The organism is Paenibacillus sp. FSL H8-0332 (genome assembly GCF_037963835.1).
GTDB lineage: Bacteria > Bacillota > Bacilli > Paenibacillales > Paenibacillaceae > Paenibacillus_AQ > Paenibacillus_AQ rhizoplanae.
Map to the genome: position 1 here is coordinate 2,786,028 of NZ_CP150145.1, position 12,601 is coordinate 2,798,628.

A 12,601-nucleotide genomic window follows, 5' to 3' on the forward strand; every position below is an offset into this window, starting at 1 on the left:
GGGCTTAGCGCAGCCCCACATCATGGAAGCGGTTCTCGATCGGCTCACGGAGCAGCAGGCGGATGGACTGGATCGCTGCGGTCTCGATGCGCTTGGCTTCCCGGAGGAGCGGCATCAGAGATTGGGCATCCAGCGAACATGGACCCTCTGGAGCTTGTACAGTCTGCTTGCATAGAGTGTGCGTTATTTGATTATAGACAGCGGCTAGAGCCGTATAATGTTCGGCAATGCCTTCGAGCTCGGGCCAATACAGGCTGGCTTCTCTGGCGTAGGATGCCGTATCCTGTTTCATGCCTGCATAGAAGACCAGCGTCTTATAGGCTCCGGCAGCATCATAGGTCTTGTCTTCCAGCGCTTCCAGCATAGCATCATAGGCCTTAAGGCCGCAGGCATAGTCCGATTCCGGCAGCATCGGATCATGAACCTCTGCCTTGTACACCGCCTGAATGAAGGACTCCCGGATTACCTGAAGCATATCCTTTTGGATCTGACCTTCATAGATCTGGCCGTACCAATAAGGTGAATCATTCCTCCCAAGCTGCTCGTAAGGCAGTTCGTGCTCAGCGGCTGAATTCAGCTCCTTATAGTAAAAGAGCTGCCGCCTATCATCACAGCGTGTAATGACCACGAACTGGTCTTTCCAGCAAACAACGCCGGTGCCCTGCTCAAGTGATTGGCGGATTGCCGCAACGGCCTGCTTCTGATAGAGCGGGAAGGTAGGGCTGAAGTTAAAGCCTGCACCCTGGCTGGCGATAATGCCGATTAGATCTGCCGCTACGAAATGTTCAGCCGCCCAGTTATAAGCTGTAGCTGAATCCGGGTGAAGCTGCCTGTGCACGGACAGGCGGAAACATAAGGCTGTCATGCCGGACAGCATATGAACGGGCAGGCTGAACCAGCCTTTGGCCGACAGGACCTGGTGCATGGCATCTGCAAAAGAAGAAGAGAGCGGCACACGGGGCTGATCAGCAGAACCTGAGGCTTGTTTGCTAAGATAGTCATTCATCGTGCGGTATGTGCCCCCCATCTTGGTAATGTGGACCGCTTCAGGTCAGGATACTGGCCTGAAATTGTTGAAACCTGTTGCATCGCCCGTTCCTCCAGCTCCAAGGCCTTCTTCAAAGCAGAGCAGAGGGACGGAAGCTGTTCCTGGTTCAGCAGCTTGCCACTGTTATTCTCTGAGATTGCAGCTGCGAGCGGACCCCTCAGCCCTTTCACCAGCTCAGCATACAAGCGCTGAACCTCCTCCAGCCCTGGCAATACAGACTGAACCTCCCGCAGATAAGCGGAGATTTCGATCCGCGATGTCTGGAAGGATTCAAGGATGTAGACAGCACCGTTACTGTCGAACTCGCCCTGCTGTAGCGCCCGGATCAGGAAGCTGTAGGCCAGGCGGCCTGAAGCGATGCTTAGGTCGGGCAATGTTTTGTAAGAAGTCTCCCAATCCTCCTGTGCAAGCCGAAGCGACTCCAGCACAGCATCCTGCAGCGGAATCTTCACGTGCTCTCCTATAAAATTACAATCCCAGAAGGGCGTGAAGTTAAGGCCGAAGTTATCATACAGTACAACCTGCGTCTCGCCGGACCAGCCATCCTGTACATAGAACACCCGGTCGTCCTCATCATAACCATGAATCACGCCGAATTCCGGTATCCAGTAGATGCAGGCCCGGCCGCGGTCCAGACTCTGCTTGACACTGTCAATAGCGATCCGTTGATACTCCCCGAACGAAGCATGTCTGGTTCTCCCGCCGTCATATTGGAAGAAGATGCCGAGGTTATCGACGGCTGGACTATGCTCTCTGCCCCACTGCCCATAAGCCGTAACGGACAAGGGGAGGAGTTTCTCGTGTACGGTGAATTTGAAGGCCATGCCGCTTAGCCCGGAGAGCATGAATTTCGGTCCCTCGAATAACCCGGCGGCAGTCACTACGGCATAGAGCGCATCGGTAAAAGATTTGGATTCACGCTTCATCTGAACGTCAAGAATTACGCCTGTTCGCTTGCTCACTGTTCATTCTCCTGTTCATCCAGCCGTCTCACTGCTGCCTCACAGATGCTGCGGAGCTTGTCCTTCAGCCATTTGGGGGACAGGAGGGCACTCCACTCCGCCTGGAGCAATTGTGCGATGAACGCGCTGGTATCATAAAAATCAACCTCATAGACCTCCTCAGCGGCCATGCGAAGCCTATAACCACCCCATGAGCTATCCAGAGGCACTCCATTCATACGGATTCTTGCCGTGAATGGCTTCAAGGGTCTGGTCTGCTCTGCCGGTGCTGCCGGGTCATCCTCTCCAGGTATGAAGACCCTGCCGGTCAGCGTTAACTGGCGGATGCCGGACAGGCTGAAATACTCACTCCGTCCGTCACCCTCCACAGCGGCCACCAGATAATCTTCCTCTACCCGCCGGCTTAATTGCTGGGGGCAGAGATACAACTCCTGCGGAGTGTCCTGCCCGTTCCGGTAGAGAACATGGACCACCCTGCGGGCCAGGATCGCCTGCTCCAGCATCTCCATCATCTGTATGCGGTGGGCATTCACTTCAAAGACAGGCAGCTTAAGCTCCCTATCCGTAAGAGGCTGCTCGGTGAACCGCTCCAGCAGGCCCCCTACTTTACGTATACTCTGGGCATTCTCGTAATCATAGTGACTATACCGGTAAGCCAGATATTTAAGCACCCGCTGCTCCTCGTCCGTAATGTACAGATGAGGCAGCACGAAGCTGTTGTCCTCGTATATATATCCGCGCTGCTTCGCCACATACCGGAGCGGAGCCCGCAGGGATTCTGTCAGGTATTCAATATCCCGCTGGGCCTGGCGCCTGGAAATCTCAAACTGCTCCGCCAGCTTGCTGCTGTTCGGATAAGCAAGCTGGCGGATCTGCTGGTCAAACCACTGAATCCGGTGAATATGGCTCATACGGCTCCCGCTCCTTCCTATCAGCCTCCAGTATAGCTGGTGATGACTCGTAAGACCAGTACGGCCGTTCCCGACAAGAAACAAGGATGCTGTCCGGCAGCCATGCACGTAGCATGAAGCTTAGGAGGCATCCTTGCGCCATTTTACCGAGTTGCTGCGTCTACTCTAACCTGCGTCGCCTTGTCACAGCGCTTGCAGACCTTCAGGGCTGTGCTGTCGGATTTTATTTTGGTGTAGAGCAGCTTGATTCGGGTGGACCCGCAGACCGGGCAGGTGCCGCGTCCACGGGAAGGAAGGGTCCAGAGTACCCGTCCGCGTTTGGTTTTTGACATTCTTGTAATCCTCGTTTCATTGAATTGATGGTACCTGTCCAGTATAGAACAAGCGGTACGACATAAAATGTCGCATCAGATAACGAGTTTTTAACTATAGGCACTGTAACGTAATTGACGGAATGGCTGCCAAGCCAGTAGACTAGATTGGACATAGATGGAAGAACCTGGGGTCTGTGAGCCTTCGGCATTCATTGTTATGAAAGGGGTTACATATGTGAAAAAACTTTGGCTCGTCTACGTGCTGCTAATCGGCATCTTCGTGCTCTACGTGCTGAATTACAAGCAGCAGGGGAATGCGGCAGACCCGTGGGAGACTACCGGACTGCGCGGCAATATTGAGGACAAATACGTGATGGTCACGTTCCAGATCGGCATTGATTACTGGAAAAGCGTGCTGAAGGGCTTCGAGGACGCCGCCGAGGAGCTTAATGTATCCGTCGAGTATCACGGCTCCACCCAGCATAACGCGAGTGAACAGATGACGGTGCTGGAGCAGACCATCGCCAAGAAGCCGGCGGGAATTGCCATCTCAGCCGTGAATTCCAAGCTGCTTACAGCGACGATTAACAAGGCTGTAGAGAGCGGTATTCCGGTGGTGCTGTTTGATTCGGGTGCAGAGGGCAGCAAGGCGTATTCGTTCCTGGGAACGGACAATTATAATGCCGGAACGAAGGCGGCGCATAAGATGGCTGAGCTGACCGGGGGCAAAGGCGAGGTCGCCATTATCACCACACCGGATCAGCATAATCATCAGGAGCGGACGGACGGCTTCTCGGATACAATCCGCAGCAAGTACCCGCAGATGAAGCTGGTGGCGGTCAAGGATGGGCGGGGAGATCAGGTGGCGTCCAGGGAGGCTGCCGAGCAGCTGCTGGTGCGGTATCCGCAGCTGGCCGGGATTTTTGCCACGGAAAGTAATGGCGGCATCGGGGTCGCGGAAGCTGTGGATGCCGCCCCTGGCAGCGGACCGGTCCCGCAGATTATCAGCTTCGATACGGATAAAGGCACACTCGATCTGGTGAAGGAAGGCAAGATTGCCGCAACCATGGCCCAGGGCACCTGGAATATGGGGTATTGGTCGCTGACCGAGCTGTTTCATCTGCACCGTGATCTGGAGGCTGACCCTGAGGCCTATGCCAATAATAAGCCCCTGCCTGTCCCCGATTCTGTAGATACCGGAATAGATGTGGTCACGCGGCAGAATGTGGACAATTATTATGCCAAATAGGCGGCAGAGGGGGAGGCTGGGATGCGCAAGACTGGCGTGAGCATGGAGAAGCTGAAGCTGAATAATATGCCGATCCGCTATAAGCTGATTATTCACTTTTTGCTGATTAGCATCCTGCCTTCCATTGGACTGGGGCTGTTGATTGGCTGGACGGTGGACCGGATCGTGGAGGAGCAGAGCACTGAGAACACGATGCAGCTCATCCGCAAGGTGAATACCGCCATTGAGAGTGACGTAGAGAATCTGCAGAAAATTACATACCTGATCTCGTTCGATCCGGGCGTCCAGAAGTTCCTCAAGGGAGAGTCGCCGGCTCCGGCACAGCCGGACCCCGCAGCAGGCAACGGGGAATCGGCGGAATACAATATCCGCAAATTTCTGCAGGGCTTCACCACACTCAGCTCCGAGATTGCCGGCATCATGCTGGTCAACCGCGAAGGTGATTTTATCAGCAATGAGATGTATACCCGTTCCGGTACGCGGCTGACGGAGGAGAGCTGGTACAAGCAGGCGGTAGAGAATAAGGGGATCTTCCTGATCGTCGGGCATCCGTATGGCCGTGCGGTCAGGTCCCATGTGGACTATAAGGAGAGCGAGGTGGTCTCGGCTGTACGGGCTATTGTGAATCCTGAGACGCAGGTGGTGCAGGGCGTGGTGCTGGTGGATCTGAAGCTGCGGGTGATCGCGGAGACGGCCAGAGATGTCACGCTCGGCAAGACCGGATATCTGACGGTGGTGGACAATCGCGGAGAGATGATTTACGCACCGCAGCACCCTTTAATGCGTACCATCCCGGCAGGTCTGTTCACCGAGTCTTCTGGCATTACCTCGGAGACCGTAGACGGACGCAAGCTTCAGCTGATCTACCGGACCTCGCCGTTTACCGGCTGGACCACGATGGGCGTGTTCCCGATGGATGAGTCGGCTTACGGAATCCGCGAGATTACGTTCAATGTTGTCACCTTTGTATTTGTGGTCTGTATGCTGGGCATGACCGCCTCATTCTATCTGGCCTATTCGATCTCCCGTCCTATCGGCCAGCTGGCCTCCTTCATGAGCAAGGCGCAGTCCGGCGATCTGACGATCCGTTACTGGGGCAGCCGTTCCGATGAGATCGGGCTGCTCGGTCGCAGCTTCAATACCATGCTGGCCCAGATTGGCCGGCTGCTATCCCTGACCGAGCTTCAGGCGCGGCAAAAGCGTGAGGCGGAGCTGCGCAGTCTTCAGGCGCATATCAAACCGCATTTTCTGTACAATACGCTGGATACGATTCACTGGATGGCCCGCAGCAAGGGGGCGGAGGATATCGCCGAGGTGGTCCAGTCCCTATCCAGACTGTTCCGGCTAGGCTTAAGCAAAGGGAGCGATATCATACCGCTCTCCGATGAGCTGGAGCATATCGTCAGCTATCTGAAAATCCAGCATGTCCGTTACAGCACTAAGCTGACCTATTCCATTGAAGTGGAGCCGCACTTACAGGAGCTGTATGTGCTTAAGCTGCTGCTGCAGCCGATGGTGGAGAACGCGATCTATCACGGCATCAAGGAGCGGCGCGGCCCCGGACACCTCTACATTGCAGTCGTGGAACGGGACTGCGAGCTGTATCTTACCGTACGCGATGACGGCGCGGGGATGTCTGCGGATAAGCTGAAGGAGCTCAGACAGCGGCTTGAAGCCGTTGGCACAGAAGAACTGGAGCGTACGGAGACGGACATGGCTGGAACAGGCAGCGCTGGAAGCGGGTACGGCATATTGAATGTGCAGGCGCGGATCAGGCTGACCTACGGGGAGCCGTATGGTATCCAGATTGAGAGCGAGCCGGGACAGGGGACGCTTGTAACCGTGCGTCATCCGGTTGTTCGTGAGAGTTACCCTGAGAAGTACTAGGACAGAGGAGGATGATCCGCAGATGGTAGACAAATGGAAAGTAATCATTGCCGATGATGAGCGCATTATCCGTGAGGGCATCCGGCAATGCGTGGACTGGGATAGCCTCGGCATGGAGGTGTCCGCAGAGGCAGAAGACGGGGAGGAGGCACTGGAGCTGGCCGTGGAGCATGCCATTCATATCGCTCTAGTCGATCTGAACATGCCGATTATGCACGGCATGGAGCTGATGAAGCGGCTGCGGGAAGCGCTGCCCGGCTGCAAGATTATTGTGATTACCGGCCATGATGAATTCGCTTATGCGCAGGAGTCGATCCGGCTGCAGGTGAATGATTATATTCTCAAGCCTGCGGAGCCGAAGCAATTGATGCAGGTGCTGCGGGGCGTCCGCGATGAGCTGGAGTCCGAGCGGCAGCAGAGCCAGCATCTGGAGCAGGCCTCCCGGCAGCTGATGAAGAACTTCCCGCTGCTGCGCGAGCGCTTCTGCCAGGAATGGCTGGACGGCAATCTGAGCCAGGCGGAGATCAGGGAGCAGCTGCAATTCCTTAAGCTTCCGCCGCAGCGGCCGGAGCTGATCGGCATCATCCGCTGGAGGTGGGAGGGCCAGCATCCGGCGATGAAGGAGAAGGAGCGGCAGCTCTTCCTGTTCGCCATCGAGAATATCGCCGCCGAGCTGCTGGACCCGTATCCCAAGGTGATGTTCCGGGACGCCGCCGGACTGATTGTTATCCTGCTGTGGGATGCCGCCGGTGAGCGCATCCTGGCCGGAGTGGAGGCCGCTGTGCGCAGCCATCTCAAAATCGCCGTTGAAGTCGGCAACCGGCTGATCCAAGGAGAGATTACAGAGCTGGCCGCCGCCTACCGGAGCTGCCGGGTGGCGCTGGTCAAGGAGCAGCCGCTGTCCCCGCTCGTCCGCCGGGCGAAGCAGCATATCCAGGAGCATTACAGCGAATACGGGCTTACCCTGGAGGCCACAGCTGGCCTGCTTCAAGCCTCCCCGGTCTATCTGAGCCGCCTGTTCAAGCAGGAGCTGGGCGAATCCTTCGGCACGTATCTGACCCAGACCCGTATCCGCCGGGCCGCCCAGCTTCTGCATTCAACCGAGCTCAGTATTAGCGAGGTGGCGGAGCAGTCGGGGTATGAGACCCAGCATTATTTCAGCGCCGCCTTCAAGAAGCAGACCGGTGTGGCTCCGCTGCAGTTCCGTAAAGGGGTGCAGGCTGAGGTACGCAAGTAATAGAAGATCTGATTAATAGTGGGGAATGCTTCCGCAGCTATCTATAAGCGAGGGGGGCATTCCTTTTTGCATATATAAAGTTATATTTTCACAAAAACAGTAGCCTCAGTGTAAATACGGAACCTGCTCCCGGTTGCTATACTCGATTTGTCACACGGGAACACCTGTGGAAGACAACAGAATAGTTCAGGGGGTAGTGCAGGAATGAAAAGATATTCAATGATCACGCTTCTGCTAACACTGGTACTCATCTTATCTGCATGTGGAAACAGCGGCAATTCATCCAGCAGTGCCGGCAGCTCTTCCGGCGGCGGGGATACATCCAAGGGCAAGGTGGGCATTGCGATGCCGACCAAATCTTCGGAGCGCTGGGTGAATGACGGCAACAACATGGTCAAGGAGTTCGAGAAGCTGGGCTACGGCACGGATCTGCAATACGCGGAGGATGTGGTGGAGAATCAGGTGTCGCAGATTGAGAACATGATTACCAAAGGCGTGAACGCGATTGTAATCGCTTCAATTGACGGCGAGGCGCTAACGGATGTGCTGCAGAAGGCACATGACGCTAATGTTAAGGTGATTGCCTATGACCGTCTGATCAAAAAAAGTGAATTCGTAGACTATTATGCGACTTTCGATAATTTCAAGGTGGGTGTGCTGCAAGGCTCCTACATCGAAGAGAAGCTTGGCCTGAAGGACGGTAAGGGACCATTCAATATTGAGCTGTTCGGCGGATCGCCGGATGACAACAATGCCTATTTCTTCTTCGATGGCGCCATGTCGATTCTGAAGCCGTATATCGATTCCGGCAAGCTGGTGGTCCGCAGCAAGCAGCTTACGATGGATAAGGTAGCTACGCTGCGCTGGGACGGGGCTGCCGCCCAGTCACGGATGGATAACCTGCTGAGCGCGAACTATGCAAGCGATAATCTGGACGCCGTCTTGTCTCCTTACGATGGCATCAGCATCGGTATCCTGTCTTCACTCAAGGGCATAGGCTACGGCTCCGGCGACAAGAAGCTTCCGGTGGTTACCGGACAGGACGCCGAGCTGGCTTCCGTGAAGTCCATTCTGGCCGGAGAGCAGACCCAGACAGTATTCAAGGATACCCGCGAGCTGGCCAAGAAGGCGGTGGAGATGACTGAGAGTGTGCTGAAGGGAACCGAAGCCGAAGTCAACGATACCACCACCTACGACAATGGGGTCAAAATCGTCCCGTCCTACCTGCTGGAGCCGGTCTCTGTGGATGCGGGCAACGTGGATAAAGTGCTGGTAGACGGCGGGTACTATACCAAGGAGCAGCTGGGACAATAGCCGTCAGAGCCGCAGGTTTAGCGGGTACCCGGCGGCAGCCGTGAAGCAGGAACGCCGCCGGAGAACCGCTGCACAGTCACAAGGAAAGCTGGGTGAGGGGCACTTGAGTGAAATTATTTTGGAGATGAAAAGCATTACGAAGACATTCCCCGGCGTCAAAGCGCTCTCGTCAGTCAATCTGCAGGTGAAGGCAGGCGAGATCCACGCCCTCTGCGGAGAGAACGGGGCAGGCAAGTCTACGCTGATGAAGGTGCTTAGCGGAGTGTATCCGCATGGAACCTATGAAGGGGATATCTTGTATCAGGGGCAGGTATGCAAGTTCAAGGATATCAAGGACAGCGAGGGCCTGGGGATCGTCATTATCCATCAGGAGCTGGCGCTGATTCCGTATTTGTCGATTTCGGAGAACATCTTCCTCGGCAATGAACAGGCCAGGCGCGGGGTGATCAACTGGAACGAAACGACGGTCAAGACCAAGGCGCTGCTGACCACCGTCGGCCTTAAGGAATCGCCGTTTACAGGAGTCTCTACGATAGGTGTCGGCAAGCAGCAGCTTGTAGAGATCGCGAAGGCGCTCTCCAAGGAAGTGAAGCTGCTCATACTCGACGAACCGACAGCGGCGCTGAATGAGGATGATAGCGAGAACCTGCTGCTGCTCATTCTGGAGCTGAAGAAGCAGGGGATTTCCTCGATTATCATTTCCCACAAATTGAACGAAATCGAGAAGATAGCGGATTCCGTCACGATTCTGCGGGATGGACAGACCATCAAGACCCTGGATATGAAGCGGGATGCCGTTACTGAGGATGTCATTATCAAAGGCATGGTCGGGCGCGATTTGACGAACCGTTATCCTGAGCGCACACCGAATCTGGGCGAGACGATCTTCGAGATCCGGGACTGGAATGTCTATCATGAGACGCAGGCAGACCGCAAAATGCTGGATCAGATCAATCTCCACATCCGGCGCGGCGAGGTGGTCGGTATTGCCGGGCTGATGGGCGCAGGGCGAACGGAGCTGGCGATGAGTGTGTTCGGCAAGTCTTATGGCAAGCGGATCAGCGGCCAGACTTTTATGCACGGCAAGGAAGTACACCTGAACAATATCAGCCAGGCGATTGAGAGCGGATTGGCCTACGTGACTGAGGACCGCAAGCATTACGGCCTGATCCTGATCGACGATATTAAGCGGAACATTTCACTGAGCAGCCTGAAGAAGCTCTCCCGCCATGGCGTCATTAATGAGAATGAGGAAGTGCTGGTCGCGGAGGAATACCGTAAGAAGCTGAATATCAAGACCCCCAGCATCCTGCAAAAAACCGTGAATCTCAGCGGCGGCAACCAGCAAAAGGTCGTGCTCAGCAAATGGATCTACGCCCAGCCGGACATTCTGATCCTCGATGAGCCTACCCGTGGAATCGATGTCGGGGCCAAATATGAAATTTATTCCATCATCAACAGTCTTGCCGCAGAGGGGAAGGGCGTGCTGGTCATCTCTTCCGAGCTGCCGGAAATTATCGGGATGTGCGACCGGATCTACACCATGTGCGAAGGGCGGATCAGTGGGGAAGTGGAGCGGAAGGACGCCACGCAGGAGCTTTTGATGAAATTCATGACACGAAGCAGGGGGTAACACCGCATGGGAGCCATTAGTGAACTGTTCAAAAAAAATATCCGCCAATACGGCATGATCATTGCCTTGATCTTTATTTCGGTATTCTTTCAAATTATGACCGACGGCATTCTGCTGAAGCCGCTGAACGTGACCAATCTCATTCTGCAGAACAGCTACATACTGGTGCTGGCTATCGGGATGGTGCTGGTGATCATCACCGGTCATATCGACCTATCCGTTGGCTCGGTAGCCGCCTTCATCGGCGCCCTGTCGGCCATTATGATGGTGGATATGGAGCTGAATCCGGTACTGGCCGTAGTGATCTCGCTGCTGATGGGCGCGCTGGTCGGGGCCTGGCAGGGCTTCTGGGTCGCTTATGTCAAAATCCCGGCGTTCATAGTGACCCTGGCGGGCATGCTGCTGTTCCGGGGCCTTACGATGATTGTGCTGAACGGGCAGTCGATTGCACCTTTTCCGAAGACGTTTCAGAAGATCAGCTCCGGGTTCATTCCTGATGTTGCCGGCGGGGGTTCGCTGAATGTGCTGACCCTGATCATCGGCGTTCTGCTGTCGCTGCTGGTGATCTATCAGGAAATCCGCAGCCGCCGGATCACGGTGAAGTACGGCTTCGAGCAATCGCCAGCTTGGATGTCTGTTGCTAAGGCCGCTGCACTGGTGATCGTCATCAACCTGTTTACCTATGTTTTGGCGCAATATAACGGGATTCCTAACATTCTTGTGATTCTGATGGTGCTGATCGTGATTTACTCCTTTGTCATGAACCACATGACCATGGGACGGCATATCTATGCCCTGGGCGGCAATGAGAAGGCGGCAAGCCTCTCCGGCGTCAAAACCAAACGGGTGACCTTCTGGGTATTCGTCAACATGGGTGTACTCGCTGCCCTTTCCGGTCTGGTCTTCGCGGCACGCCTGAACTCAGCCACCCCTAAGGCCGGTACGAACTTCGAGCTGGATGCCATCGCTGCCTGCTTCATCGGCGGAGCCTCTGCCTCCGGGGGAATCGGAACCGTGGTCGGCGCGATCATCGGCGGTCTGGTCATGGGAGTTATGAACAACGGTATGTCGCTCGTCGGCCTAGGCGTAGACTGGCAGCAGGGAATCAAGGGACTGGTGCTGCTGCTGGCCGTAGGCTTTGATATCTATAACAAATCGAAGACGGCGTAATAGGCATGATATAGGATAGAGAGCCGGGCCGGAACTGCTCCAGAGGGAGCGGCTCCGGCTTGCCTGTCGTACAAGTCTTCCGGCGCAGCTTGCAGCATCCGGGTCTGGCATGGATAATAGCACCTAAGGTGCTTTATATTTCATGATAGTAACAGGAGGCTACAGATGCAGATTATTGCCATGCTGACCATGCTGATTGACCACGTTGGGCTGATCTTTTTCCCGGGGGAGCTTGCCTGGAGATATGTGGGGAGAATTGCCTTCCCGATCTACTGCTACGCGCTGGCGCAAGGCTATATCCATACCTCCTCCAGACCCCGCTATCTGCGGCGGCTGCTTGTCATCGCTGTGCTGGCACAGATTCCGTACAATCTGGCGATTCATCCGGGAGGCTGGAATGTCGTCTTCACCCTGCTGATCTCAGCGCTAGTCCTTGCCCTGCTTGATAAGCTGCCAAATCTGTGGGCTGGCCTTCCGGTAGTCGCCGTAGCTGTGCTGCTGATGGATGCGCTGCCGCTCGATTACAACGCTTACGGCCTGCTGCTGGTGCTGATCTTCCGTTATACCCGCTCTTATGTGCTGGTGCTGGCTCATTTGGCACTGAATGTTTTTTATCTGTTCTATTATAATTGGCTGGTGCAGATGGCCAGCATCATTCCGACCCTTCTGATTGCGCTGACCCCGGGTTTTTGGGTGCTGCTGGAGAAGAAGCGTCTGCCGCGCTGGGTCTGGTGGTGCTTTTATCCGGCCCATTTAGCAATACTTGCGTTGGTAAAGTTTCTCTTTTTCAAAGAATGGGTATTTATAGAATGGCGGAGTTTATTTAGCGTATGAGCGTTAATCATTTCCGGGTGCTGTATTTACAAATTCATGCTC

11 protein-coding genes are annotated in these 12,601 nt (G+C 55.2%); 7 read left to right on the forward strand and 4 right to left on the reverse strand.

What is annotated here, in order from left to right; genetic code table 11:
* Positions 1–4: 4 nt before the first annotated feature.
* The 4 genes from NST43_RS11930 to NST43_RS11945 form a co-directional block, all read right to left on the reverse strand.
* Complete coding sequence (locus NST43_RS11930) at positions 5–1,006, reverse strand: hypothetical protein (RefSeq protein ID WP_339224635.1); 1,002 nt, start codon at positions 1,004–1,006, stop codon at positions 5–7.
* Positions 1,003–2,010, reverse strand: a complete 1,008-nt coding sequence (locus tag NST43_RS11935) for a hypothetical protein (protein ID WP_339224637.1) — start codon at positions 2,008–2,010, stop codon at positions 1,003–1,005. The genes NST43_RS11930 and NST43_RS11935 overlap by 4 nt, the downstream gene beginning before the upstream one ends.
* The gene (locus NST43_RS11940) at positions 2,007–2,921 is read right to left on the reverse strand and encodes a WYL domain-containing protein (RefSeq protein WP_339224639.1); all 915 of its coding nucleotides are present in this window, start codon (positions 2,919–2,921) and stop codon (positions 2,007–2,009) included. The genes NST43_RS11935 and NST43_RS11940 overlap by 4 nt, the downstream gene beginning before the upstream one ends.
* Positions 2,922–3,064: 143 nt before the next feature.
* On the reverse strand, positions 3,065–3,253 hold the full coding sequence (locus NST43_RS11945) for a hypothetical protein (protein WP_339224641.1): 189 nt from the start codon (positions 3,251–3,253) through the stop codon (positions 3,065–3,067).
* Between the two features lie 217 nt (positions 3,254–3,470).
* Between NST43_RS11945 and NST43_RS11950 the strand changes: the two genes are divergently transcribed.
* The 7 genes from NST43_RS11950 (at position 3,471) to NST43_RS11980 (ending at position 12,559) form a co-directional block, all read left to right on the forward strand.
* A complete protein-coding gene (locus NST43_RS11950; RefSeq protein ID WP_339224642.1) occupies positions 3,471–4,484 on the forward strand; it encodes a substrate-binding domain-containing protein in 1,014 nt (337 codons plus the stop codon).
* A 21-nt stretch (positions 4,485–4,505) separates the two neighbouring features.
* Positions 4,506–6,371, forward strand: coding sequence for a sensor histidine kinase (locus tag NST43_RS11955; RefSeq protein WP_339224644.1), 1,866 nt, complete (start codon positions 4,506–4,508; stop codon positions 6,369–6,371).
* Positions 6,372–6,393: 22 nt separating this feature from the next.
* Positions 6,394–7,608 (forward strand): response regulator, encoded by a 1,215-nt coding sequence (locus tag NST43_RS11960; RefSeq protein ID WP_339224645.1) that lies wholly within the window; start codon positions 6,394–6,396, stop codon positions 7,606–7,608.
* Between the two features lie 204 nt (positions 7,609–7,812).
* Positions 7,813–8,922 carry a multiple monosaccharide ABC transporter substrate-binding protein gene (gene chvE, locus NST43_RS11965; protein WP_339224647.1) on the forward strand — a complete coding sequence of 370 codons (1,110 nt, stop codon included), beginning with the start codon at positions 7,813–7,815 and terminating at the stop codon, positions 8,920–8,922.
* Positions 8,923–9,025: 103 nt separating this feature from the next.
* Positions 9,026–10,555: a multiple monosaccharide ABC transporter ATP-binding protein gene (gene mmsA / locus NST43_RS11970; protein WP_209986364.1), complete on the forward strand. Its 1,530-nt coding sequence runs from the start codon at positions 9,026–9,028 to the stop codon at positions 10,553–10,555.
* Positions 10,556–10,561: 6 nt separating this feature from the next.
* On the forward strand, positions 10,562–11,725 hold the full coding sequence (mmsB, locus tag NST43_RS11975) for a multiple monosaccharide ABC transporter permease (protein ID WP_339224649.1): 1,164 nt from the start codon (positions 10,562–10,564) through the stop codon (positions 11,723–11,725).
* Positions 11,726–11,890: 165 nt separating this feature from the next.
* Positions 11,891–12,559 (forward strand): TraX family protein, encoded by a 669-nt coding sequence (locus tag NST43_RS11980; protein ID WP_209985555.1) that lies wholly within the window; start codon positions 11,891–11,893, stop codon positions 12,557–12,559.
* Positions 12,560–12,601: the final 42 nt, after the last annotated feature.

What these genes read in the sequence shown, in the direction of transcription:
- NST43_RS11930 (WP_339224635.1), bottom strand. Translation starts at nt 1,006, where the DNA reads ATGAATGACTATCTTAGCAAACAAGCCTCAGGTTCTGCTGATCAGCCC.
- NST43_RS11940 (WP_339224639.1), bottom strand. Translation starts at nt 2,921, where the DNA reads ATGAGCCATATTCACCGGATTCAGTGGTTTGACCAGCAGATCCGCCAG.
- NST43_RS11945 (WP_339224641.1), bottom strand. Translation starts at nt 3,253, where the DNA reads ATGTCAAAAACCAAACGCGGACGGGTACTCTGGACCCTTCCTTCCCGT.
- NST43_RS11955 (WP_339224644.1), top strand. Translation starts at nt 4,506, where the DNA reads ATGCGCAAGACTGGCGTGAGCATGGAGAAGCTGAAGCTGAATAATATG.
- NST43_RS11960 (WP_339224645.1), top strand. Translation starts at nt 6,394, where the DNA reads ATGGTAGACAAATGGAAAGTAATCATTGCCGATGATGAGCGCATTATC.
- chvE (WP_339224647.1), top strand. Translation starts at nt 7,813, where the DNA reads ATGAAAAGATATTCAATGATCACGCTTCTGCTAACACTGGTACTCATC.
- mmsB (WP_339224649.1), top strand. Translation starts at nt 10,562, where the DNA reads ATGGGAGCCATTAGTGAACTGTTCAAAAAAAATATCCGCCAATACGGC.
- NST43_RS11980 (WP_209985555.1), top strand. Translation starts at nt 11,891, where the DNA reads ATGCAGATTATTGCCATGCTGACCATGCTGATTGACCACGTTGGGCTG.